This is a genomic window from Geodermatophilus sp. SYSU D00705 (genome assembly GCF_054050135.1).
On record NZ_JBJGYT010000046.1, the window covers coordinates 1 to 24552 of the forward strand.

General features: G+C 74.6%; 22 protein-coding genes. 2 read left to right on the forward strand and 20 right to left on the reverse strand.

From position 1 onward, the window contains the following. Positions 1-89 precede the first annotated feature (89 nt). The 18 genes from ACI78Q_RS21925 to thrS form a co-directional block, all read right to left on the reverse strand. Positions 90-2546, reverse strand: coding sequence for a RelA/SpoT family protein (locus ACI78Q_RS21925; RefSeq protein ID WP_456925579.1), 2457 nt, complete (start codon positions 2544-2546; stop codon positions 90-92). Between the two features lie 91 nt (positions 2547-2637). After that, the gene (locus tag ACI78Q_RS21930) at positions 2638-3234 is read right to left on the reverse strand and encodes an adenine phosphoribosyltransferase (protein WP_456925580.1); all 597 of its coding nucleotides are present in this window, start codon (positions 3232-3234) and stop codon (positions 2638-2640) included. Beyond that, positions 3231-4610 (reverse strand): protein translocase subunit SecF, encoded by a 1380-nt coding sequence (gene secF, locus ACI78Q_RS21935; protein WP_456925581.1) that lies wholly within the window; start codon positions 4608-4610, stop codon positions 3231-3233. The genes ACI78Q_RS21930 and secF overlap by 4 nt, the downstream gene beginning before the upstream one ends. Further along, positions 4607-6265, reverse strand: coding sequence for a protein translocase subunit SecD (secD, locus tag ACI78Q_RS21940; RefSeq protein ID WP_456925582.1), 1659 nt, complete (start codon positions 6263-6265; stop codon positions 4607-4609). The genes secF and secD overlap by 4 nt, the downstream gene beginning before the upstream one ends. Positions 6266-6278: 13 nt before the next feature. Continuing rightward, positions 6279-6632 (reverse strand): preprotein translocase subunit YajC, encoded by a 354-nt coding sequence (gene yajC, locus ACI78Q_RS21945; RefSeq protein ID WP_456925583.1) that lies wholly within the window; start codon positions 6630-6632, stop codon positions 6279-6281. Between the two features lie 163 nt (positions 6633-6795). Next, a complete protein-coding gene (gene ruvB / locus ACI78Q_RS21950; RefSeq protein ID WP_456925584.1) occupies positions 6796-7917 on the reverse strand; it encodes a Holliday junction branch migration DNA helicase RuvB in 1122 nt (373 codons plus the stop codon). After that, complete coding sequence (gene ruvA, locus ACI78Q_RS21955) at positions 7914-8552, reverse strand: Holliday junction branch migration protein RuvA (RefSeq protein ID WP_456925585.1); 639 nt, start codon at positions 8550-8552, stop codon at positions 7914-7916. Before ruvA ends, ruvB begins: the two co-directional genes overlap by 4 nt. Positions 8553-8592: 40 nt before the next feature. Continuing rightward, a complete protein-coding gene (gene ruvC / locus ACI78Q_RS21960; protein WP_456925586.1) occupies positions 8593-9159 on the reverse strand; it encodes a crossover junction endodeoxyribonuclease RuvC in 567 nt (188 codons plus the stop codon). 225 nt (positions 9160-9384) lie between these two features. Then, positions 9385-10137: a YebC/PmpR family DNA-binding transcriptional regulator gene (locus ACI78Q_RS21965; RefSeq protein WP_456925587.1), complete on the reverse strand. Its 753-nt coding sequence runs from the start codon at positions 10135-10137 to the stop codon at positions 9385-9387. Then, positions 10134-10793: a pyridoxal 5'-phosphate synthase glutaminase subunit PdxT gene (pdxT, locus tag ACI78Q_RS21970; protein ID WP_456925588.1), complete on the reverse strand. Its 660-nt coding sequence runs from the start codon at positions 10791-10793 to the stop codon at positions 10134-10136. Before pdxT ends, ACI78Q_RS21965 begins: the two co-directional genes overlap by 4 nt. 11 nt (positions 10794-10804) lie before the next feature. After that, the gene (locus tag ACI78Q_RS21975) at positions 10805-11920 is read right to left on the reverse strand and encodes a heparan-alpha-glucosaminide N-acetyltransferase domain-containing protein (protein WP_456925589.1); all 1116 of its coding nucleotides are present in this window, start codon (positions 11918-11920) and stop codon (positions 10805-10807) included. Positions 11921-11960: 40 nt separating this feature from the next. Then, on the reverse strand, positions 11961-12872 hold the full coding sequence (gene pdxS, locus ACI78Q_RS21980) for a pyridoxal 5'-phosphate synthase lyase subunit PdxS (protein WP_456925590.1): 912 nt from the start codon (positions 12870-12872) through the stop codon (positions 11961-11963). Between the two features lie 66 nt (positions 12873-12938). Then, positions 12939-13490, reverse strand: a complete 552-nt coding sequence (locus tag ACI78Q_RS21985) for a hypothetical protein (protein WP_456925591.1) — start codon at positions 13488-13490, stop codon at positions 12939-12941. Between the two features lie 11 nt (positions 13491-13501). Continuing rightward, positions 13502-14737 carry a glycosyltransferase family 4 protein gene (locus tag ACI78Q_RS21990; RefSeq protein WP_456925592.1) on the reverse strand — a complete coding sequence of 412 codons (1236 nt, stop codon included), beginning with the start codon at positions 14735-14737 and terminating at the stop codon, positions 13502-13504. Then, the gene (locus ACI78Q_RS21995; protein WP_456925593.1) at positions 14737-15741 is read right to left on the reverse strand and encodes a phosphatidylinositol mannoside acyltransferase; all 1005 of its coding nucleotides are present in this window, start codon (positions 15739-15741) and stop codon (positions 14737-14739) included. The genes ACI78Q_RS21990 and ACI78Q_RS21995 overlap by 1 nt, the downstream gene beginning before the upstream one ends. Beyond that, a complete protein-coding gene (gene pgsA, locus ACI78Q_RS22000) occupies positions 15738-16382 on the reverse strand; it encodes a phosphatidylinositol phosphate synthase (protein ID WP_456925594.1) in 645 nt (214 codons plus the stop codon). Before pgsA ends, ACI78Q_RS21995 begins: the two co-directional genes overlap by 4 nt. Further along, entirely contained in the window at positions 16383-16970 is a 588-nt protein-coding gene (locus tag ACI78Q_RS22005) for an HIT domain-containing protein (RefSeq protein ID WP_456925595.1), read from the reverse strand. Beyond that, positions 16967-18994 (reverse strand): threonine--tRNA ligase, encoded by a 2028-nt coding sequence (thrS, locus tag ACI78Q_RS22010; protein ID WP_456925596.1) that lies wholly within the window; start codon positions 18992-18994, stop codon positions 16967-16969. Before thrS ends, ACI78Q_RS22005 begins: the two co-directional genes overlap by 4 nt. Before the next feature lie 192 nt (positions 18995-19186). On the opposite strand from thrS, the gene ACI78Q_RS22015 reads away from it, so the two are divergent. Together ACI78Q_RS22015 and ACI78Q_RS22020 are read left to right on the forward strand one after the other, a co-directional pair. Next, positions 19187-20236: a PPK2 family polyphosphate kinase gene (locus tag ACI78Q_RS22015; RefSeq protein ID WP_456925597.1), complete on the forward strand. Its 1050-nt coding sequence runs from the start codon at positions 19187-19189 to the stop codon at positions 20234-20236. A gap of 4 nt (positions 20237-20240) precedes the next feature. Beyond that, positions 20241-23123 carry a cation-translocating P-type ATPase gene (locus ACI78Q_RS22020; RefSeq protein ID WP_456925598.1) on the forward strand — a complete coding sequence of 961 codons (2883 nt, stop codon included), beginning with the start codon at positions 20241-20243 and terminating at the stop codon, positions 23121-23123. A gap of 7 nt (positions 23124-23130) precedes the next feature. On the opposite strand, the gene ACI78Q_RS22025 is transcribed toward ACI78Q_RS22020, so the two are convergent. Continuing rightward, a complete protein-coding gene (locus tag ACI78Q_RS22025) occupies positions 23131-23706 on the reverse strand; it encodes an MOSC N-terminal beta barrel domain-containing protein (RefSeq protein ID WP_456925599.1) in 576 nt (191 codons plus the stop codon). An 84-nt stretch (positions 23707-23790) separates the two neighbouring features. Beyond that, the gene (locus ACI78Q_RS22030; RefSeq protein ID WP_456925600.1) at positions 23791-24228 is read right to left on the reverse strand and encodes an HNH endonuclease; all 438 of its coding nucleotides are present in this window, start codon (positions 24226-24228) and stop codon (positions 23791-23793) included. Positions 24229-24552: the final 324 nt, after the last annotated feature.

The following is a 24552-nucleotide window of genomic DNA, read 5'->3' on the forward strand; positions in this document are numbered from 1 at the left end:
GCTCTGCCCACCACGATGGGCAGAGCACGAGCTTCCGCAGGGGAAGGGTCCCCGGTCGGCCCCCGGCGCTCCCGCCGACGTCCGCCCTGTCAGGCAGTGACGCGCTCGACGTCGAAGACGCCGTCGACGTTGCGCACCGTCTGCAGCACCGCGCCCAGGTGCGCCGGGTCGGCCAGCTCGAAGGTGAACCGGCTGACCGCCACCCGGTCGCGGCTGGTCTGCACCGACGCCGACAGGATGTTGACCCGCTCGTCGGCCAGCGCCTTGGTCACGTCGGAGAGCAGCCGGTGCCGGTCGAGTGCCTCGACCTGGATGGCGACGAGGAACACCGAGCCGGGCTGGCTGGCCCACTCGACCTCGACCAGACGTTCAGGCTTGCGCTTGAGGTCCTCGGCGTTGGTGCAGTCGGTGCGGTGCACGCTCACGCCGCCTCCGCGGGTGACGAAGCCCAGGACGTCGTCCCCCGGGACCGGGGTGCAGCACTTGGCCAGCTTCGCCCACACGTCGCTCATGCCGTGGACGACGATGCCCGGGTCCCCGCCGGCCGGACGCCGGTGCGCCGGACGGCGCATCGGGATGGTGGTCTCCGCGATGTCCTCGACCGCGCCCTCGGTCCCGCCCAGGGCGGCGATCAGCTTCTCCACGATGGAGGACGCGGAGATCTGGTTCTCCCCCACCGCCGCGTACAGCGCGGTGACGTCGGCGTAGCGGAGGTCCTTGGCCAGGGTGGACAGCGCGTCCCCGCCCATCAGCCGCTGCAGCGGGAGCCCGGCCTTGCGCATCGCCCGGGTCAGCGCGTCCTTGCCCGCCTCGACGGCGTCCTCGCGGCGCTCCTTGGTGAACCACTGCCGGATCTTGGTGCGCGCGCGGGAGGAGCCGACGAAGGACAGCCAGTCCTTCGACGGACCTGCCGTCGGCGACTTGGACGTGAAGATCTCCACGACGTCGCCGTTGGTCAGCTTGCTGTCCAACGACACCAGCGCGCCGTTGACGCGGGCGCCGATGCAGCGGTGCCCCACCTCGGTGTGCACCGCGTAGGCGAAGTCGACCGGGGTGGAGTCGCCGGGCAGGCTCACCACGTCGCCCTTGGGCGTGAAGACGAAGACCTCCTGCGGACCGAGGTCGTAGCGCAGCGTCTCCAGGAACTCGCCGGGCTCCTGCGCCTCTCGCTGCCAGTCCAGCAACTGGCGCAGCCACAGCATGTCGTCCGGCGACCCGGTCTTGCTGGCGCCGAACTCGCCCGGCACCGGCCGGCCGCCGGCCTTCGCCTTCTCCTTGTACTTCCAGTGCGCGGCGATGCCGTACTCGGCGGTGCGGTGCATGTCGTGGGTGCGGATCTGCAGCTCCACCGGCTTGCCCTGCGGGCCGATCACCGTCGTGTGCAGCGACTGGTACATGTTGAACTTCGGCATCGCGATGAAGTCCTTGAACCGGCCGGGCACCGGCTGCCAGTGCGCGTGCATGATGCCCAGCGCCGCGTAGCAGTCGCGCACCGAGTCGACCAGGATCCGGATGCCGACGAGGTCCCAGATGTCGGCGAAGTCGCGGCCGCGGACGATCATCTTCTGGTAGATCGAGTAGTAGTGCTTGGGCCGGCCGGTGACGACCGCCTCGATCTTCGCGGCCTTGAGCTGCTCGGTCACCGCGGAGGTGACCTCGGCCAGGTAGGTGTCGCGCGAGGGCGCGCGCTCGGCGACCAGCCGCACGATCTCGTCGTAGCGCTTCGGGTACAGCGTCGCGAACGCGAGGTCCTCGAGTTCCCACTTGATCGTGTTCATGCCCAGCCGGTGGGCCAGCGGCGCGAGGATCTCCAGGGTCTCGCGCGCCTTCTTCTCCTGCTTCTCCGGCGGGAGGAAGCGCAGCGTGCGCATGTTGTGCAGCCGGTCGGCCAGCTTGATGACCAGCACCCGTGGATCGCGGGCCATCGCGACGATCATCTTGCGGATCGTCTCGGCCTGGGCGGCGTCGCCCAGCTTCACCCGGTCGATCTTGGTGACGCCGTCGACCAGGTGGGCGACCTCGGGACCGAAGGCCTCGGTGATCGACTCCAGGGTCTGGCCGGTGTCCTCCACCGTGTCGTGCAGCAGCGCCGCGACCAGGGTGGTGGTGTCCATGCCCAGCCCGGCGAGCACCGTGGCGACCGCCAGCGGGTGGGTGATGTACGGGTCGCCGCTCTTGCGCTTCTGCGACGCGTGCGCGCTCTCGGCGACGTCGTAGGCGCGCTGGAGCAGGGCGAGGTCGGCCTTCGGGTGGCTCTGGCGGTGCAGCGCGGCCAGCGGCTCCAGCACGGGCCGGACGAGGCCGCTGCGCTGCCCGGCCACGATCCGGCGGGCCAGCCGGTCGCGGACCCGCCGCTTCGGTACACCCGCCGGCTCGTTCTCACCCGGCGGCTCGGACCCCACGTCGTCGGGACGGCGGACCGCGGGGCGGCTGGGCAGCGGCGGGCGCTGGCCCGTGCCCGGCGGCGACTCGCTGCCCGTGCCCGCGGGGAGCGCCGGGGCGTCAGCCCGCGGAGCAGCCACGTTGGTGGCGGCGTCGGGGCCCATGGCGACTCCTGCAGGCCGTAGGGAGGAACGACCCTCACCATGCTAGTCGGACGGCGTGTCGCTGCGTCCCCGACGGGCGGCGGGCTCCCTCTCAGGTGGTCCAGAGGGCGTGCACGGTGTGGGGCGCCAGCCGCTGACGACCGCCGAGCGCGGCCAGCTCCACGACCACCGAGATCGCCGTCACCACGCCGCCGAGCCGCTCGACGAGGGCGACGGCCGCGTCCAGGGTGCCCCCGGTGGCCAGCACGTCGTCGACGACCAGGACCCGCTGGCCCGGCCGGATCGAGTCGGCGTGCAGCTCCAGCGTCGCCGTGCCGTACTCCAGCTCGTAGTCCGCGGCGATCCGCTCCCGCGGCAGCTTGCCCGCCTTGCGGACCGGCACCACGCCGACGCCCGCGTCCAGGGCGACGGCCGCGGCCAGCAGGAAGCCACGGGCCTCCACACCGACGACGACGTCGAAGCCCGGCCCGTCGTCCCCGTCGCCGAGCGCGGCGGCGCGGGGGTCGGACAGCTGCGGCGCGGCCAGGCCGTCGACCATCCGCCGGAAGGCGGCACCGTCGGCGAACACCGGCGTGAGGTCGCGGAAGACCACACCCGGCTCGGGGTGGTCGGGCACGTCCACGGTGAGACCGGCGATCAGCTCGTCGAGGGGCACCACCGCGGCCTCGTCGACCGGCTCGGCGCTCATCGCCGCTTCTTCCCCCCGGCCGGGCGGCCCGGGCGCTGCGGCCGGGCACCCGGCCGCGGCGCGGTCGCGCCGCCGGCGCGCGGCTCGGGCCGCACCGACGCCGGCGACTCCACCACCACGTCGGCCTGGGCCGGCCCGAGGTCCTCCTCGCGCTCGGCGAGGGCGACGCCGCCGGACCGGCGGGCCGCACCGGCCGCGCGCCGGGCGCTGGCCACGGGCGCCGCACCCGGCTCGGTGCGGGCACCGCCGTCGCGGCCCTGCGAGGCCCGCCGGGCCTGCACCCGCTTGCGCAGCGCCTGCACCTCGGGCTCGCGGGCCTTGAGGTCGGCCACGATCGGGGTCGCCAGGAAGATCGAGGAGTAGGTGCCGGCGGCCAGACCGACGAACAGGACCAGCGCGAGGTCCTTGAGCGTGCCGACCCCGAGCAGCCCGGCGCCGACGAACAGCAGGCCGGCCACCGGCAGCAGCGCGATCACCGAGGTGTTGATCGACCGCATGAGGGTCTGGTTGACCGCCAGGTTGGCGGCCTCGCCCCAGGTCATCCGCGCGCTGCGGACGACGTCCTTGGTGTTCTCGTCGACCTTGTCGAAGACGACGACGGTGTCGTAGAGGGAGAACCCGAGGATGGTCAGGAACCCGATGACCGTCGACGGCGTGACCTCGAACCCGACCAGGGCGTAGACGCCCGCGGTGACCACGATGTCGTGGACCAGGGCGGCCATGGCACCGATCGCCATCTTCGGCTGGAACCGGACCGCGAGGAACAGGGTCACGGCGACCAGGAAGACGATCAGGGCGAACACGGCCTGGTCGGTGATGTCCCGGCCCCACTCGGCGCTGACCGACTCCGGGCTCACCTGGCTCGCGTCGATGCCGGCGGCGTCGGCCACCGCGTCGACGACCGCGCGCTCCTCGTCGTTGTCCAGCGCGCCCGTGCGCAGCAGCACGGTGTTCCCGCCGACGACCTGGGCGCTGGCGACGTCGGCCCCGGCGTCCTCGGCCGCCTCGCGGACCTGCTCCAGCTGCTGCTCGGTGCCCGGGAGCCGGAAGCTGTTGCCGCCGGCGAAGTCGATGCCGAAGTTGAAGCCGCGGAAGACGATCGCCAGCAGGCACAGCAGCACGACGACCGCGGTGATGCGGTAGATGAGCCGGCTGCGGCCGACGACGTCGAGCCCCGCCTCACCGTTGTAGAGGCGGTGTGCCAGCGACGCCCGGCGGGCGGGACGGCGGGGGCCGCGCTCGCCCTCGTGCGGCAGGCCGGCCTCGTCGAGGGCGGCGTCGTCCGCTGCCGCCGCGGCGTCGGCCGCAGCGCGGGAGGCGTCCCGCGCCTCGTCGGCGTCGGTGCCCACCGGCAGCTCGTCGTCGCGGCCGGTCATGAGTCGCTCCTGTCCTGCGCGGTGGCGCTCGCCCCGCTGGTGGCGGCCACCAGCTGCCGGTCTCCGGCGGGCCGCCGGCCGGCCGGTCGCCCGGGCCGGTCGAGGTTGCTGCCGAGGCCGGAGAAGCGGCTGCTGCCGAAGCTCTTGAAGCGGGCCAGCACCGCCATCAGCGGGTGGGTGAAGAGGAAGACGACGACCAGGTCGAGCACCGTGGACATGCCCAGGGTGAACGCGAAGCCCTTCACGTCGCCGATGGCCAGCACGTAGAGGATCGCGGCGGCCAGGAAGCTGACGGCGTCGGCCGACAGGATCGTCCGGCGGGCCCGGACCCAGGCGCGGGGCACCGCGGACCGCAGGGTGCGGCCCTCCCGGATCTCGTCCTTGAGGCGTTCGAAGTAGACGACGAACGAGTCCGCCGTGATGCCGATCGACACGATGAACCCGGCGATGCCGGCCAGGCTCAGCGTGAACCCGATCTGCCGGCCCAGCAGGACCAGCACGCCGTAGACGACCACCGCCGACAGCACGAGGCTGGCGATCATGACCAGGCCCAGCAGCCGGTAGTAGAGCAGCGCGTACACGAAGACCAGCGCGATGCCGATCGCCCCGGCGATGAGGCCGGCCCGCAGCTGCTCGGCGCCGAGCTCGGTGGAGATGGACTGCGCGGTGGCCTGCTCGAAGGTCAGCGGCAGGGCCCCATAGCGCAGCTGGTTGGCCAGCTGCTCGGCGCTGGTCTGGTCGAACTGGCCGGTGATCGTCGTCTGCCCGTTGATGGCGCCCTGGATGGTCGGGGCGGACACGACCCGGCCGTCGAGGGTGAAGGCGACGTTCTTGCCCACGTTGGCCGCGGTGTAGGTGGCCCAGGTCTCCTGGCCGGTGGCGTTGAAGTCCAGCAGGACGACCCACTCGCCGGTCGTCGACTGGGTGCCGGCGCTGGCGTCGACGATGTCGGTGCCCTCGAGGATGGCCGGGCCGAGGAGGTACTTGGTGGTGCCGTCCTCCGAACAGGCCGCGACGTGGTCCTCGGACCGGTCGACCGCGCCGGTCGACTCGCCCTCGCAGGTGAGGGTCGCGTACGCCGCCTGGGCCTGCTCCTGCGTGACCGGAGGGGCGTTCGGGTCCAGCGCCGGGTCCTCGACGGCGTCGCTCGGCGCGGCGTCGGTGGTCGGGACGGCAGGGTCGGCCGCCGCGTCCGTCGGGGTGGCCGCGTCGGTGGGCGTGGCCTCGTCGGTCGGCGTCGCGGCGTCGGTGGACTCCGCGCCCCCCTCCGCCGGGGCCGCCGCCTCCGGGCCGGCCACGACCGGGCGGAACCGCAGCTGCGCTGTCTGGCCGAGCTCGCGGGCCTGGTCGCCGTCGTCCCCGGGCACGGAGATGACGATGTTCGTGTCGCCCTCGGTCACCACCTCGGCCTCGGCGACACCGAGGCCGTTGACCCGCTGCTCGATGATCTGGCGGGCCAGCTCGAGGTCCTCGGGGTCCGGCGCCTGGCCGTCGGGGGTGCGAGCCGTGAGCGTGACCGTCGTCCCCCCGCGCAGGTCCAGCCCGAGCTGGGGCGTGCGGGTGTCGCCGGTGAAGAAGACCAGGCCGTAGAGGACGGCCACGATCAGGAGGAAGGCGCCGAAGTACCGGCGCGCAGGGAGATGGCGTTGGGCCACGGGGCGCTCCGGCCTACTGGGCGCGGCCGGCCGGACCGCCGTCGGCCGGACCGGTGGCGTCGTCCCCGGGCAGGACGGGGCCGTCGGTGGCGGTCGGGCCCGCGACGGCGGGCTTGCGGACCTCGAGGATCGCCTGCCGGGCGAAGGTGACGACGACCCCGGGCGCGATCTCCAGGTCCACGGTGGTGTCCCCGAGGGCGACGACCGTGCCGTGCAGACCGGCGGTGGTCATCACCGGCGTGCCCGGGGTCAGCGACTCCTGCATCGCCTGGGCCTGGGCCTGCACCCGCTTGCGCTGCCGGGCCGGCAGGACGATGAGCAGGACGAAGGCCAGGGCCAGGAGGACGAGCGGGAAGTACTGCTCCACGACTGATGTGCCTCTCTACCGCGCGGTGCTGGCGCGGTGGGTACGGTCCGGGACGGGACCGCTCGGGTGCGTCGGCTGCGGGGCACGCAGACCTCCGGGCACGGCGACCGGGCGGGACGCGCGCGGCCGCGGCCGGACGGGTTGCGCGCCAGCGCCCCGCAGTCTAGGCGTCGAAGAGCGTCTCTGACGACGATCCCGGGGCCTGTGGGTCTGTCGTGACCCGCCCGAGGGGGACGCCGCCCCGCGGGACCGGCTGGCCCAGGTGCTGCCAGGCGGCCTCGGTGGCCACGCGACCACGGGGCGTGCGGGCGAGCAGGCCGGCGCGGACGAGGAACGGCTCGCACACCTCCTCGACGGTGTGCGGCTCCTCCCCCACGGCGACCGCCAGCGTGGCGACGCCGACCGGGCCACCGCCGAAGCGCATGACCAGCGCCTCCAGGACGGCGCGGTCGAGCCGGTCCAGGCCGAGGTGGTCGACGTCGTAGAGGGCCAGCGCGGCCTGGGCGACGTCGCGGGTCACCCGCCCGTCGGCCCGGACCTCGGCGTAGTCGCGCACCCGGCGCAGCAGCCGGTTGGCGATCCGGGGCGTGCCGCGGGAGCGCCCGGCGATCTCCGCCGACCCCGCCTCGGTCAGCTCGACGCCGAGCAGCGAGGCGCTGCGGGCCAGCACCTGCTGCAGCTCGGCCGGCTCGTAGAACTCCATCTGCCCGACGAACCCGAACCGGTCGCGCAGGGGGCCGGTGAGCAGACCGGCCCGGGTGGTGGCCCCGACCAGGGTGAACGGGTTGATCTCCAGCGGGATGGCGGTCGCGCCGGGCCCCTTGCCGACGACGACGTCGACCCGGAAGTCCTCCATCGCCATGTAGAGCAGTTCCTCGGCAGGCCGGGCGATCCGGTGGATCTCGTCGATGAACAGGACGTCGCCGGGTGCGAGGTTGGACAGCATGGCCGCCAGGTCACCGGAGCGCTCGATGGCCGGCCCGCTGGTGATCTTCACCGACGTGCCGAGCTCGGAGCCGATGATCAGCGCCAGGCTGGTCTTGCCGAGCCCGGGCGGGCCGGACAGCAGCACGTGGTCCGGCGGCCGGCCGCGCCGCTTCGCGCCCTCCAGGACCAGGTCGAGCTGGCGGGCCACCTTGGGCTGGCCGATGAAGTCGGCCAGCGAGTGCGGCCGCAGCGCGGACTCGACGACCCGCTCCTCGTCACCGGCCTCCGCCGTCACCGGCTCGTACCGGCCGGCCCCCGCGTCGGCGGCCGACAGCGGCCGGTCGAACGGCCCGCTCACGGCCGGCCCAGCATCCGCAGCGCCTGGCGCAGCAGGACGGCGACCTCGACCGACCCGGTGGCCACGATCTGCTCATCGGCGATCGGCGCCAGCGCGGCGACGGCGCCGTCGGCCTCCTTGCTGGTCCAGCCCAGCCCCACGAGGGCGGAGGCGAGCTGGTCCCGCCACGGCGCGACCGGGGTGACCGGGGGCAGCCCGACGGCCGCCGGCCCGTCCAGCTGGGTGTCGGTCGTGGTGGCACCCAGCCGGTCGCGGAGCTCGAGGATCAGCCGCTCGGCGCCCTTCTTGCCGATGCCGGGCACCTGCATGAGCGCCTTGACGTCGGCCATCGAGACCGCGCGGCGCACCTCGCGCGGCGGGTGGATCGCCAGCACCGCCTGGGCCAGCCGCGGCCCCACGCCGTTGGCGGTCTGCAGCAGCTCGAACAGCTGCCGCTCGTCGTCGTCGGCGAAGCCGTAGAGGGTGAGGCTGTCCTCCCGGACCACCAGGCTGGTCGACAGCCGGGCGCTCTCCCCCACCTGCAGCCGGGCGATGGTGCCCGGCGTGCACTGCACCGCCAGGCCGATGCCGCCGACCTCGACCACGGCGCCGTCGGGCGAGACCGCCGCGACGCGGCCGCTCACACTGGCGATCACCGCGCTCCTCCCGTCGCGGCGAGGCCGCTCCCCTGACCGGTCACCGTGAGACCCCCGTCCACCGCGGCAGGGTCGTGGACCGCACCGGGGCGCCGATGCCACCGGCCAGCGCCGCCACCCGCAGCCGCTGCTGCGCCGGGCCCCGCCAGACGTGGCAGACGGCCAGGGCCAGCGCGTCGGCGGCGTCGGCGGGCTTCGGCGCGGACGCCAGGCCCAGCACGCGGGTGACCATCAGGGTGACCTGCTCCTTGTCGGCGCGGCCGCTGCCGGAGATCGCGGCCTTGACCTCGCTGGGGGTGTGCCAGGCGACGGGGCGGTCGGCCTGGGCCGCGGCCAGCGCGGCGACGCCGGCCGCCTGCGCCGTGCCCGTGGCGGTGCCCTTGTTGTTCTGGGTGAACACCCGCTCGATGGCCACGACGTCGGGCCGGTGCTCGCGCAGCAGCGCCGTCACCGCGGTGTGCAGCTCGAGCAGCCGCAGCTCGAGGTCGAGCTCAGCGGCGGTGCGGACCACGCCCACGCCGACCGCGACCGGCCGCGCGCCGGGCCGCCCGTCGACCACACCCCACCCGCACCGGGTGAGGCCCGGATCGATGCCGAGCACCCGCATGGAGCCCCTCCTGCCGTTGACCGAACTGGTGTTCGACCCACGCTAACCGCCCCCACCGACGGGGAGCCAGGCAACACGCGGTCCAGCCGACGCCGATGGCGATCCGCGGCGCCGCCCGGGGTCCGGCCGGCGCAGCAGCGCGACCAGGTCGGCACGGGCGACCGCGCGGACCAGCGCGCCGGGACCCGCGCGGGACAGGGCGGGACCAGAGGGGACGACGAGTCGTCAGCCGACCCGCTCGAGGACCTCGTCGGAGACGTCGTAGTTGGCGTAGACGTTCTGCACGTCGTCGCAGTCCTCGAGGGCGTCGATGAGGCGGAAGACCTTGCCGGCCGCCTCCTCGTCGAGCTCGACGGTCACGCTCGGCACGAAGCCGGCCTCGGCGGAGTCGTAGTCGATGCCGGCGTCCTGCAGGGCGGTGCGGACGGCGACCAGGTCGGTGGGCTCGCTGACCACCTCGAACGAGTCGCCCTGGTCCCGGACCTCCTCGGCGCCGGCGTCGAGCACGGCCATGAGCACGGTGTCCTCGTCGACGGTGTCGGTCTTCGGCACGACCACGACGCCCTTGCGGGAGAAGAGGTAGGCGACCGAGCCCGGGTCGGCCATCGACCCGCCGTTGCGGGTCATGGCCGTGCGCACCTCCATCGCCGACCGGTTCTTGTTGTCGGTGAGGCACTCGACCAGGACGGCGACACCGCCGGCGGCGTAGCCCTCGTAGGTGATGCCCTGGTAGTCCACGCCGCCGGCCTCCAGGCCCGCGCCGCGCTTGACCGCCCGGTCGATGTTGTCGTTGGGCACCGAGCTCTTCTTCGCCTTCTGGATGGCGTCGAACAGCGTCGGGTTGCCGGCGGGGTCACCGCCGCCGGTGCGGGCGGCGACCTCGATGTTCTTGATCAGCTTGGCGAAGAGCTTGCCGCGCTTGGCGTCGATGCCGGCCTTCTTGTGCTTCGTCGTCGCCCACTTGGAATGGCCGCTCACGACATACCCCTCTCGTCCCCGGCGTCCGCGCCGGCCTGCTGGGCCAGGTGACGGCGGACGATGTCGACGAACAGCGCGTGCACCCGGCGGTCCCCGGTCAGTTCGGGGTGGAAGCTGGTGGCCACCTGGTTCCCCTGGCGGACCGCGACGATCCTACCGTCGGCCTCACCACCGACGACCCGCCCGAGCACCTGCACCCCCGGCCCGGCCTCCTCGACCCACGGCGCCCGGATGAACACCGCGTGCACCGGTCCTCCGGTCAGTCCCTCGAGGGCGACCTCGGACTCGAAGGAGTCCACCTGCCGGCCGAAGGCGTTGCGCCGCACGGTCACGTCGAGCCCGCCGACGGTCACCTGGTCGGGCGGGGCGTCGAGCAGCCGGTCGGCGAGCAGGATCATCCCGGCGCACGAGCCGTAGGCCGGCAGCCCGCCGGCGATGGCGGCGCGCAGCGGTTCGAGCAGCCCGAACCGGGCGGCCAGCTTGCCGATCGTCGTCGACTCGCCGCCGGGGAGGACCACGCCGTCGACGCCGGCCAGCTCCTCGGGACGGCGCACGGGCACCGCCTCCGCGCCGAGCGCGCGCGCCGCGGCCAGGTGCTCACGGACGTCGCCCTGCAGGGCCAGCACGCCGATGACGGGAACGCGGATCTCGGGCACGACCGCCCAGGCTACGGCCCGGCCGCCCGCGTCGAGCTCCAGGTCAGCAGCCGCTCCAGCGGCCCCCGTCCGAGCCGCAGCCGCCAGACCGCGGCGACCACCACGGCGGTCACGGTGAAGCGCACCCACACGTCCCAGCCCGGCTGGACGGGCAGGTCCAACAGCCAGATGGCGACGATCTGCGCGGTGTAGACCGACAGGGCCATCGCCCCGACGGCGGCCAGCGGCCAGACCGGCCACGGGAGGACGTCGGCGAGGACGAGGCACAGGCCGATGACCGCGACGGCGACCCCGGCCGCGCCCACCACCTCGAACGGCGTCCCGCTGTGTGGCTCGGCCCCGGCGAACCAGGCCGGCTCCCAGGCGCCGTCCCGGCCGAAGCCCTGCGCCATGCCGGTGAGGGGGCGCTGCGCGTCCACCCAGCGCGTGCTGAGCCAGCCGCCGCCGTAGCCGGCCACGGCCGCGAACGTCCCGCCGGCGACCAGCGCGGCCCGCACCCCGGCCGAGCGCAGGTCGCTGCGCCCGACGGCCAGGCCGACGAGCACGAACGCCCACCAGATCAGCGCCGGGTAGGTGCCGGTGACGGTCAGGGCGGCCAGCGCCGACCGCGACCGCTCCTGGGCGGTGACCCACTGGCCGGCCTCCAGCACGAGGAACGGCCCGGCCAGCGCGATGACGCCGGCCAGGAGCAGCAGCCACCGGCGGGACCAGCGGAGGAAGGGCAGCGCCAGGACGAACAGCACCGCGTAGACGCCGAGGATGACCGCGACGAACGTGCCGAGGACCTCCAGCACGCCGCCGATCGCGAAGACCCAGGCCGCGCGCACCAGGATGCGCGTGCGGGCCCGGGCGAGCTCCCGGCCGGAGGCCGGGGAGACGCCGCCGGACAGCAGCGCGATCGACACCCCGGCGAGCGTGGCGAACAGCACCGAGGACCGGCCCTCCACCACCGACGGCCACGTGGACGGCGCCGAGCCGAGGTCCCCGGTGACCCCGAGGTGCGCCCCGAACATGCCCAGGACGGCGAGCCCGCGGGCGAGGTCCAGGCCGGCGATGCGGCCGGGCGGGCCCGGGAGCCGGCGGACCCGCCCCGGCCGGTCGTCGACGCGCGCGGACTCCACCGTCACGGCGCGAGAGTAGGGCCCCGGAGCTGCTCCGGGGCGGCGCTCACCAGCCGCGAGTGGCGTACCGCTCGCCCTCGGGCAGGGTGGCGACGTTGATGCCGACCATGGCCTCGCCGAGCCCGCGGGAGACCTTGGCGATGACCGCCGGGTCGTCGAAGAACGTGGTGGCCTGCACGATCGCCGCGGCCCGCTGCGCCGGGTCGCCGGACTTGAAGATGCCCGAGCCGACGAACACCCCCTCGGCACCCAGCTGCATCATCATCGCGGCGTCGGCGGGGGTGGCGATGCCGCCGGCGGTGAACAGCACGACCGGCAGCTTGCCCAGGCGGGCCACCTCGGCGACGAGGGGGTACGGGGCGCGCAGCTCCTTGGCGGCGACGAACAGCTCGGTCTCGTCGAGGGTACCCAGACGGCGGATGCCGGCCCGGATGGCCCGCATGTGCCGCACCGCCTCGACGACGTTGCCGGTGCCGGCCTCGCCCTTGGAGCGGATCATCGCCGCGCCCTCGGCGATCCGGCGCAGCGCCTCGCCGAGCTCGGTGGCGCCGCAGACGAACGGCACGGTGAACTCGCTCTTGGCGATGTGGTGGGCCTCGTCGGCCGGGGTGAGCACCTCCGACTCGTCGATGTAGTCGACCCCGAGGCTCTGTAGCACCTGGGCCTCGACGAAGTGCCCGATCCGCGCCTTGGCCATCACCGGGATGGAGACGGCGTCGATGATCCCGGCGATCATGTCCGGGTCGCTCATCCGCGCGATCCCGCCCTGGGCACGGATGTCGGCCGGCACCCGCTCGAGTGCCATGACGGCGACCGCCCCGGCGTCCTCGGCGATGCGGGCCTGCTCGGGGGTGACCACGTCCATGATCACGCCGCCCTTGAGCTGCTCGGCCATGCCGCGCTTGACGCCCTCGGTGCCGGTGCCGGCCTCGGGACCTGCGGTACGGGGGTCGGTCACGCTGTGCTCTGCCACGGGATGCTGCCTCAAGACTCGACGGGAGTGTGCGCAGCGATGCTACGGCCCTCAGGACCGCGGCCGGCCGCCCCCGGATGCGCTGCTGGTGACCTCGCGCAGGCCGTCCTCGATGTCGAAGAAGCGGGGCAGCGGGCGGGAGGCGTGCAACCGCAGCAGCCCGGTCAGCCGCCGGGTGCGCAGCAGGTGGGTGTCGCGGACCGCGTCGTTGTAGAACCGCCGCGCCAGCCCGATGCGGGTGGCGGTGCCCTCGAGGTCGGCGCGCAGCGCGGCGGGCACGCCGGGCAGGTCGGCCGGCAGCTCGCGCAGCTCGCGGCCCAGCGCGTTCTCGGCGAGCTCGCGGTCCCCGGCAGGCACGTTGCGCGCCCCGGCCGCGGCCGCGGCCAGCCGGGCGGCCCGCTCCTCCCCCACCGCGGCGGGGTGCTCCCGGGCCAGCTCCGCGGCCAGTCCCGCCCGCCGCCGCAACTGGGTGTCGAGGGCGGTCCAGGCGCGGTCGGCGCGCGTCTCCAGGCGGCGCAGCCGGGTCAGCGTCCAGCCCGCCCAGACCGCCAGCAGCACGAGGACCGCCGCGACCGCGCACAGCAGCCAGACGTCGGGGGTCACGACGGGGAAGGCTATCGCTGCACCCACCGGCGCAGGGCCGACCGCAGCGGGGCGTCGCCGGAGTCGTCGTCCTCGTTCCGCACCTCGGGCAGCGCGGCCAGCTCGTCGTCCTCCGAGGCGGTCACCTCACCCGCGCCCGGCAGGACCACGGTCTCGTAGACGGCCAGGATCCGGCGGGCGACCACCGACCAGTCGTAGGAGGCGGCCGCCCGCGAGCCGGCGGCCGACAGCCGGTCCCGCTTCGCCGGGTCGGCCAGCAGGTCCGACAGGGCCGAGGCCAGCTGCCGGGAGTCGCCGCGGCGGACGAGCACCCCGGCCGCGCCGTCCTCCAGCACCGCGGCGAAGGCGTCGAGGTCGCTGGCGACGATGGGCGCCCCGGCGGCCATGGCCTCGATGAGGATGATGCCGAAGGACTCCCCCAGCAGGTTAGGCGCGCAGTACACGTCCACCGAGCGCAGGAAGGCGCCCTTCTCCTCCTCGCTGAGCACCCCGAGCAGGGAGACGTGCGGGCGCAGGTCGTCGCCGAGCAGCTCGCGCACCTCGTCCGGGTCGCCGCGGCCCGCGATGAGCAGCTGCGCCCCCGGGTGCCGCCGGACGACGGTGCGCATCGCCTCCAGCAGCACCGGGAGGCCCTTGCGCGGCTCGTCGTACCGGCCGAGGAAGCCGATGGTGGGCCCGTCGACCCCCCGGGTGTGCCCGGGCAGGGTCGGCCCGGTCGCGAAGGCGCCGACGTGCACGCCGTTGGGGATGATCACCGCGTCCCCGCCCAGGTGCTCCACCTGCACCCGGCGGGCGAAGTCGGAGACGGCGATCCGGCCGCTGATCCGCTCCAGCCACGGCCGGATGACCGGCCCCCAGGCCGCCAGCCACTTGGAGCGGATGGTCGCGGCGTGGAACGTCGCCACGATCGGCCCCTTGGCGATCATGCAGACCAGCAACCCGATGGACGGCGGCGCCGGGTCGTGGACGTGGACGACGTCGAAGTGCCCCTCCCGCAGCCAGCGGCGCACCCGCGCGGCGGAGACCGGCCCGAACTGCACGCTGGCCATCGAGCCGTTGTAAGGGACCGGCACCGTGCGCCCGGCCCACGTGACGTGCTCGGCCGGCAGCGACTCCTCGCGCTCGGCGGGGGTCAGCACCTCGACGTGGTGGCCCAGCCCGCGCAGGGTCTCGGCCAGGTCACGCACGTGGTACTGGACGCCGCCGGGGACGTCCCACTGGTAGGGGCAGACCAGCCCGATCCGCATCAGCGGACCGCGCCCGCGGGGACGTCGTCCGGTGGCACGTCGGGCCAGATGCGGCCGAGCACGTGCCAGTCCTCGGGCTGGGCGGCGATGCCCGCGGCGAACGCGTCGGCCACGCCCTGCATCGCCGTGGTGACCCGGTCGCGCAGCCGCCCGGGGCCGGCGACCGGCACCTCCGGGGAGAAGACCAGCCGCCACCCGCGCGGGGTGAACTGGCAGACCGTCGGCACCAGCGGGGCCCCGGTCTGCGCGGCCAGCAGCGCCGCTCCCCCGGGCAGGGTGGCGGGCCGGCCGAAGAAGGACACCGGCACGCCGCCGGACCCGAGGTTGCGGTCGACGAGCAGGCAGGTCGCGCCGCCGCCGGTCAGCCACTCGCGCAGCACCTCGGTGCTCGGCCGCGGACCGCCGGTCAGCGGCACCACCCGCATGCCGAGGGACTCCCGGTAGTCGAGGAAGCGGCGGTAGAGGGACTCCGGGCGCAGCCGCTCGGCAACGGTCATGAAGGGGCCGCCCAGGCGGTCGACGAACCACACCCCGGCGGCGTCCCAGTTCCCGCTGTGCGGCAGCACCATCACCAGGCCGGCGCCGCGGCTGCGGGCCCGCTCCAGGTGCTCGAGGCCGACGACCTCGGTCCCGGCCACGATGCGCTCGCCGGACAGCCGCGGCAGGCGGAAGGCCTCCTGCCAGTAGCGGGCGTAGGAGCGCACCGCCCGGGTGGTGAGCCGGTCGAGCTCGTCGTCGGTCAGCCGACCCCCGGTGGCCACCCGGAGGTTGGCGCGCAGCTGCCGGACCCCGCGGCCCCGCCGGCCGGCGGCCCACCGCCCGGCGGCGTCGAAGCCCCCGCGGGCCACCGGCTCGGGCAGCAGCCGGACCGCGCCCCACCCGGCGGCGAAGCCGAGGTCGGTGGCCAGGGCGCCCACCCGGGCCCGCAGGCCCGGCCGGCCGGGCACCACCGCCAGGCCGGGCGAGGGCCCCGGCCCGGTCCCGGCCGGGGAGGCGTCACTCACGGCGCGGTCTCTCCGGGCGGCGGTGCCGAGGGCAGCGGCCGGCCGCGACCGGCCCGGTGGACGGCGGCGAACCGCTGGCCCACGGTGACGGCGCTGCCCACCAGCAGCACCCACAACATGACGTGCAGGGCGTACGGGATGCCGAGGCCGGTGAACCCGGTGCCGACGAGCACGAGGATCAGCCGCTCGGTGCGCTCCACGATGCCGACGTCGCAGCGCAGGCCCACCCCCTCGGCGCGGGCCTTGACGTAGGAGGTGAGCACCCCGAGCACGAGGCAGAGCAGCGCGAGCAGGACCAGGAGCCGGTTGTCGCCCGCGCCCGAGTACCACCACACCAGCGCCCCGAAGATCGCCGCGTCGGCGGCCCGGTCGCCGGTGGAGTCCAGGACCGCGCCGAACAGCGACCCGCCGCCGCGGGCACGGGCCAGTGCGCCGTCGAGCATGTCCAGCAGCACGAAGACGGTGACGGTGAACGCGCCCCAGAACAGGTGCCCGGTGGCGATCAGCCCCACGGCCCCGGCGACCGCGCCCAGGGTGCCGGTCGCGGTCACCATGTCGGCGGTGACGCCGAGGCGCAGCAACCGCGTGACCACCGGCGCCCAGAACCGGCCGACGGCCGCCCGGGCGTTGATGCCGAGCACTCAGTCCTCCCGGGCCGGGACGGGGGCGCCGTCGGCGGGCCAGTGCTGGGCCAGCAGCGCGCGCGTCTCCCGGAGCACCTGCGGCAGCACGCGGGTGAGCCCGATGACCGGCATGAAGTTGGTGTCCCCGCCCCAGCGGGGCACGGCGTGCTGGTGCAGGTGGTCGGCGATGCCGGCGCCGGCGACCGATCCCTGGTTCATCCCGATGTTGAACCCGTGCGCCCCGGAGACCGCGCGCACCACGCGCATCGCCGTCTGGGTGAACCAGCCGAGCTCGGCGACCTCGGCGGGGGTGAGGTCGGTGTAGTCGGGCACGTGCCGGTACGGCACGAGCATCAGGTGCCCGGCGTTGTACGGGTACAGGTTGAGCACCGCGAAGACGAGCTCGCCGCGCGCGACGACCAGCCCCTCCTCGTCGTCCATCTGCGGGATCAGGCAGAACGGGCAGTCGTGCGCGCCCGTGGGCTTGCCCTCGCCCCGGATGTAGGCCATCCGGTACGGCGTCCACAGGTGCTCGAAGACCGTGGCCGGGCCGCCGTCGTCACTGGGGACGGCGACCCGGAAGACCTCCTCCGCGCCGGTGTTCATCCGGCCACCAGCGCGTCCGCGGTCGGGTCGACGTTCGCGCGCTCGGCCACCCACTGGGCGATCGCGGCGACCGCCTGGTCGACGGGCACGCCGTTGTGCTGGCTGCCGTCGCGGAAGCGGAAGGACACCGCGCCGGCCTCGGCGTCGGTGGCCCCGGCGATGAGCACGAACGGCACCTTCTGCTTGCTCGCGGTGCGGATCTTCTTCTGCATCCGGTCGTCGGAGTCGTCGACCTCGACCCGGAGGCCGTGGACACGCAGCCGCAGCGCGACGTCGGTCAGGTAGGGCACCTGCTCGTCGGTGACCGGGATGCCGACCACCTGCACCGGGGCCAGCCACGCCGGGAACGCGCCGGCGTAGTGCTCGGTGAGGACGCCGAAGAACCGCTCGATGGAGCCGAACTTCGCCGAGTGGATCATCACCGGCTGCTGCCGGGTGCCGTCGGCGGCGCTGAACTCCAGGCCGAAGCGGGCCGGCTGGTTGAAGTCGTACTGGATGGTCGACATCTGCCAGGTGCGGCCGATCGCGTCCCGCGCCTGCACCGAGATCTTCGGGCCGTAGAACGCCGCGCCGCCCGGGTCGGGGACGAGCTCCAGGCCGGTCTCCTCCGCGGCCTCCTGGAGCACGCGGGTGGCGGCCTCCCACTCCTCGTCGGAGCCGATGAACTTGTCCGAGTCGCCGCGGGTGGACAGCTCCAGGTAGTAGTCGTCGAGGCCGAAGTCGCGCAGCAGGCCGAGGACGAAGGCCAGCAGGTGACGGATCTCACCCGGCGCCTGCTCGGGCGTGACGTAGCTGTGCGAGTCGTCCTGGGTCAGCCCGCGCACCCGGGTCAGGCCGTGGACGACGCCGGACTTCTCGTACCGGTACACCGACCCGAACTCGAAGAAGCGCAGCGGCAGCTCGCGGTAGGACCGCCCGCGCGACCGGAAGACCAGGTTGTGCATCGGGCAGTTCATCGCCTTGAGGTAGTACTCGCTGTTCTCCAGCTCCATCGGCGGGAACATCGTGTCGGCGTAGTACGGCAGGTGCCCGGAGGTCTCGAACAGGCCGCGCTTGCTGATGTGCGGCGTCCCGACGTAGTCGAAGCCCTCCTCGATGTGCCGGCGGCGGACGTAGTCCTCCATCTCCCGCTTGACGACGCCGCCCTTCGGGTGGAACACCGCCAGCCCGGAGCCGATCTCGTCGGGGAAGCTGAACAGGTCCAGCTCGACGCCGAGGCGCCGGTGGTCGCGGCGCTCGGCCTCGGCCAGGTGCTCCAGGTACGCCTTGTGCGCCTCGCGGCTCTCCCAGGCGGTGCCGTAGATGCGCTGCAGCTGGGGGTTCTTCTCGCTGCCCCGCCAGTAGGCCGCCGCCGACCGGGTGAGGCTGAACGCCGGGATGGTGGAGGTGCGCGGCAGGTGGGGGCCGCGGCACAGGTCGGTCCAGACGCGGTCGCCGGTGCGCGCGTCGAGGTTGTCGTACATGGTCAGCTGCGCGCCGCCGACCTCCACGGAGGCGCCGTCATCCGAGGACTCCCCCGCCCCACCCTTCAGCCCGATCAGCTCGAGCTTGTACGGCTCGTGCGCGAGCTCCGTCTGCGCGTCGGCGTCGTCGATCTCGCGGCGGGCGAACCGCTGCCCGGCCTTGACGATCTCCTGCATCCGCTTCTCGAGGGCCTTGAGGTCCTCGGGGGTGAACGGCCGCTCGGGGTCGAAGTCGTAGTAGAAGCCGTTCTCCACCGGCGGGCCGATGCCCAGGCGGGTGCCGGGGAACAGGTCCTGCACCGCCTGGGCGAGCACGTGCGCCGTCGAGTGCCGGATCACCGCGCGGCCCTCGGGGCTGGCCGCGGGCACCGGCTCGACCTCCGCGTCGGCGTCGGGCACCCAGGCGAGGTCCTTCAGCTCCCCGGTCGCCACGTCGCGGACGACGACCGCGCCGTCGGGGCCCTTGAGCGGGACGCCCGCCGCCTTGAGCGCGTCCTGGGCCGTCGTCCCGGCCGGCACCTGGACGGGACCGACGGCGGTGGGCGAGGGCGGGGTCGACACGAGAGCGCTCCAGAGGATCGGCGAACGGATGACCCGAGCGTAGTGCGCGGCCTCCGGTGCCCCCGGGACGACGGCGTGGCCGGGGCCGGCCGGGGCGGGGACACGGGCCGCGCGGGTTCACCCCGACGGGAGGAGGCGACCGCCCGGGGTCGGCAGGCAATCTCGGCCGGCGCCGGGCAGGAGGTGGTCGCGATGGCGACGGTGACCGACGAGCGCGCGCAGCGCATCGCCACGTTCATCGAGCCGCTCCGGGTGGAGCCGGGCAGGACGGTCGAGCTCGCCAGGGACTTCGACCCCGGCTACCGCTCCGACATGGTCCGGAAGGAGGACGGGCGGCAGCTGATGCAGAACGGCATCGCCCTGCTCGCCGAGTACCAGGCCCGGCTGGCCGCCCAGCGCACGCACGGGGTCCTGGTCTGCCTGCAGTCGCTCGACGCCGGCGGCAAGGACGGCACCATCCGGCACGTGATGAGCGGGGTGAACCCGCAGGGCGTGCACGTCAGCAGCTTCAAGGTGCCGTCGGCGGCCGAGCTCGACCACGACTACCTGTGGCGCTACGCGTGCCGGCTGCCCGCCCGGGGGGAGATCGGGATCTTCAACCGCTCGCACTACGAGGAGGTCCTCGTCGTCCGGGTGCACCCCGAGGCGCTCGCCCGGCAGCGGCTGCCCGAGACAGACGGGCACGAGGAGCTGTGGCACCGCCGCTACAGGGAGATCAACGACTGGGAGCGCTACCTGGTCGAGAACGGCATCTCGGTGGTGAAGCTCTTCCTCAACCTCTCCAAGGAGGAGCAGCGGGTCCGCTTCCTCAAGCGGATCGACGTCCCCGAGCGGAACTGGAAGTTCTCGGCCGCCGACGCCCGGGAGCGGCAGCGGTGGGACGACTACCAGCTCGCATTCTCCCGGATGCTCTCGGTGACCAGCACCGAGTGGGCGCCCTGGTACGTCGTCCCGGCCGACCGCAAGTGGTTCGCCCGCATCTGCGCCGGCGCGGTGCTCGCCCACACGCTGATCGAGCTCGACCCGCACTACCCGGTGGTCGGCGAGGACGTCGTCCGCGACCTCGCCGACGTCAAGCGGTCGCTGGAGGCAGAGGCGCCGTCCGGGGCCGCGCCCGACCCCTACGCGGCCGCACACGACGCCACGGGACACGGGCACGGGAACGGGCACCGGCACCACGTCCACGACGGCGGGCGCGGGGGCAAGCGGGCGGCGGGCAGCGCGAGGAAGAACAGGGCGTGACCCGGTGACCGCGCCGGGACGACAGACGACGGTTCGGACCGGGCTGGCCCCGCGCGCCGGCCGGGAGGACTGGTACGCGCGGTCTCCGGCCGAGGTGGCGCAGGCCCTCGGGGTCGACGTCGCCGTCGGCCTGACGGCCGCCGCGGCGGCGGAGCGGCTGCGCGCGGACGGCCCCAACGCGCTGCCCGAGGAGCGGCGGACGCCGGGCTGGCTCCGCTTCCTCCAGGAGTACCGCAGCTACATGCAGGTCATCCTGGTCGCCGCCGCGCTGGTCTCCCTGCTGGTCGCCGAGTGGGGCACCGCGGTGCTCCTGCTCGTGCTCACCGTGCTCAACGCGGTCATCGGGCTGCGCCAGGAGGGCAAGGCCGAGAGCGCCATGAACGCGCTGCGGTCGATGCTCGAGGCGACCGCGCGGGTCCGCCGGGACGGCGAGGCCGCCGAGATCCCCGCCGAGGACGTCGTCGTGGGTGACGTCGTCCTGCTGTCCGCCGGCGACCAGGTGCCGGCCGACGGGCGCATCGTCGAGGCCAGCGCCCTGCAGATCGACGAGTCCGCGCTCACCGGGGAGAGCGTCCCCGCGGCCAAGGACGCCCGGACCCTCGACGGCTCCGGGCTCGGCCCGGGCGACCAGTCGGACATGGCGTTCATGAACACGCCGGTCACGCACGGCAGCGGCACCGTGGTCGTCACGGCCACGGGCGCCGACACCGAGCTCGGCCGGATCTCGGCGATGCTCTCGGCGAAGGCCCGGGACAAGACGCCGCTGACCGCCGAGCTGGACCGCCTCACGCTGTGGATCGCCGCCGCGGCCGGCCTGACGATGGTCGTGATGTTCGCCCTCGGCCGCGCCCGCGGCGAGGCGTGGGACGTGCTGTTCGTCAGCGCCGTCGCCCTGGCGATCGCCGCGGTCCCCGAGGCGCTGCCGACCGTGACCCAGATGATCCTCTCGCTCGGCGGGGTGGACCTGGCCGCGCGCAACGCCATCGTCAAGGAGCTGCCCTCGGTCGAGACGCTCGGCTTCACGTCCGCGATCAACTCGGACAAGACCGGCACGCTGACGATGAACCAGATGACCGTCGTCGAGGTCGTGGACGCCGGCGACCGCTACACCGTCTCCGGCAGCGGCTACGACCTGGCGGGCCGGGTGCACCACGCCGCGGGCACCAACCCGTCGATCGAGGGCGTGATCCTGCCGTACGTCGTCGCCAACGACGCGCAGCTCGTCGACGGCCGGGTGGTCGGTGACCCCACCGAGGGCGCGCTGCTGGTGCTCGCCCACAAGGCCGGCCTGGACGTCGACGCGACCCGGGAGCGGCTGCCGCGGCTGGCCACGCTGCCGTTCGACCCCTCGATCAAGCTGATGGCGACGTTCCACCGCACCACCGCCGCGGACGGGCGGCCGGTCGTCCGGTGCTTCGTCAAGGGCGCCGCCCCGGCGGTGATGGCGCGGGCGGCCACCGCGTGGTCCGCGGCGGGTCCCGTGCCCTGGGACGCGACCGTCCAGGAGCGGGCGCAGGCCCACGTGGAGCGCATGGGCCGGGCCGGGCAGCGCGTCATGGCCGCCGCCGTCCGGGACCTCGACCCGGGCGACTTCGACCCGGCCGGCGACCTCGACGCGTACCTCACCGACCTGGAGATGACCAGCCTGGTCGCGATGGTCGACCCGCCCCGGGCGGAGTCGAAGGCGGCCGTCGAGCGCGCCCAGGCCGCCCACATCCGGGTGCGCATGGTCACCGGGGACGACGTGGTCACCGGCGCGGCCATCGCCGGGCAGCTCGGCATCCCCGGCGAGGCCGTCCTCGGGGAGGAGTTTGCCGCCCTGCCGGAGGACGAGCGGCTGTTCCGCATCGAGCGCATCGGCGTCGTCGGCCGGGTGGCCCCCGAGCACAAGGTGCTGCTGGTCGAGACGCTGAAGAAGAAGGGCGACGTGGTCGCGATGACCGGCGACGGCGTCAACGACGCGCCGGCGATCAAGGCCGCCGACATCGGGATCGCCATGGGCAGCGGTACCGACGTCGCCAAGAACGCCGGCCGGATGATCCTCTCCGACGACGACTTCGCCACGATCGTCTTCGCGGTCGAGCAGGGCCGGAAGATCTACGACAACCTCACCAAGTACATCCGCTTCGTCCTCGTGCTGCTCGTCGTCTTCGTGCTGACGTTCCTGGGCGCGGCGCTGTTCGACATCGCCGCCGGGGAGCCCTTCACGCCCGCCCAGGTTCTCTGGATCCACTTCTTCGTCAACGCCGCGTTCGGTCTGGCGCTCGGCTTCGACCGGGAGTCGCCGGGACTCATGGAGGCCCGCCCGCGCCCGCGCGGCGACGCCCTGCTGACCCGGCGGCTGGTCGCCACCGTCGCCCTCACCGGCCTGGTGGTCACCGTCGGCCTGCTGCTGCTGATCGCCGTCGGGACCACCGCGTTCGGGAGCCTCGAGGTGGCCCGGTCGGTCGCGTTCACCTCGTTCTCGCTGTCGCTCATCGTGGCGGCCCTCGAGTGCCGCAGCGAGACCGCGACGGTGCTGACGGTCGACACCTTCGACAGCAGGCAGCTGAACTGGACGCTGCTCGCCGAGTTCGCGCTGGCGGTCCTGGTGACCCAGATGGACGTCTTCCAGCGGCTGCTGGACACCACCCCCATCACCCTGGGCCAGTTCGGCTGGGCCCTGGTGCCCGCCCTCGGGCTGCTGGTCCTGTGGGAGCTCGGCAAGCTCGTCGTCCGGGTGCTCGACGCCCGCCGCAGGCCGCCGGCCGCCGTCCGTGCGGCCGCACCGCCGCGGCCGCCGCAGAAGCGCGCCCCCGTGATCCCGGCACCCCGCCGGTCCGGTGCCACGCCGGCGGTCGGCGGGGATGGCGGCGTGGAGCCGCCCGGGCCACGAGCCGGCCGCTGACGACCGCTCAGCCGGCGTCGGCGGCCAGGCGGACCGGGTCGCCCGCGGCGATGCGGCCGGGTGTGCGGACGTCGGCGTAGACGCCCAGGCAGTGCTTGGGGGTGCGGGTCACGACGAGCTCGACCTCGCCGATCCGGAGGGTCCGGCCGACCCAGCTCCGCTCGTCCTCGCCCTCGGGCACGTCCAGCAGCAGGTTGGCCCGCGGGTCGTCGGCCGAGCAGCCCTCGGGCACCTCGCCGGCCGCGGCGCGGGCGATGGCGGCGCGGCTGACCAGGTGCACCGCCGCCGCGTCGACCTGGGGTGCGCCTGCGCGGTCCAGCCGCACCGGCCGGCCGAGCACCTCGGTGAGGGCGATCGTGTCGGCCTCCGCGTCCCCGGTGGCCACGACCCCGGCCATGGCCGGGGTGCCCTTGACCGTCACCCGCTCCCCCGTGCCGGCGTCGACCACGGCCCACGCGCGGTCACCGGCGAGCCCGGCCGGCCCGACCTCCACCTCCGCCACGACCCGGCCACCCAGGCTCTTCACCGGGTAGACCGAGATCTGCCGCACCGATCCGGCCACGTCCCCCGTCCCACCGCCCATGGCTGCGACGCTACGCGCCCACGGCCCGGTGATCCGCCACCATCCGATCGGGATGGCCCCGCCCCGGGGAGCAGCTCTGAGGGGTCACCCCGCCGCTCGCCGACCGCCGTCCTCGCGGCGGCGCAGCCGGCGCAGCTGGGCGTCGAGATAGGGCCGGGCGCGGCGCTGGCCGCCCTCGCGGGCGATGGCGGCCTCGAGGGCGGTCAGCGCCCGCGCCACCCGCGCCGCGTCGGCCGGCCACCCCCGCCGCAGGCACTCCTCCAGCCAGTCGGCCGGGGACCGGTGGCCGCGCTCGGCGTTGCACCGCCGGCAGGCGGCCACCTCGTTCTCCACCCAGGACGGCCCACCCTTCACCCGGGGGACGACGTGGTCGGTGGTCGGCGTCACCAGGGGGCCGAACCCGCGGCCGCACCACGTGCAGGTGCCGCCGTCCCGCTCGAGGACGGCCTCGAGCCGCTCGCCCCGCGACGGCGCGCGCGGCCGGACGGGTTCGGGCTCGGGCGGGCGCCGGCGGGGGGACATCTCCCCCATCGTCCCCCTCCCGGCCCGGCTCCGCGACGCTGCCGGCAGTGTCCGCGCTGCCCGCGACGGCGGTGCTGTCGGCGGCGGGGCCGCTCCCGGCCGGGGCGACGCCGTCGGCCGTGCGAGCCGGGATCGCGGACTCCTGCAAGCCCGGGCTGCGAGCCCCCTGCTCGGTCATGTCGGGCAGGGTCCCGGGCGGGGTCTCCGCCGTCAGACCCGGCGGCGTGGCTGGGGCCGCACCCCAGACACCACCGAGGCCCCCGGCCCCCCCCCCCCCCCCCCCCCCCCCCCCCCGGGGCGCCAAATGGTTTTTAAAAAAAAAAA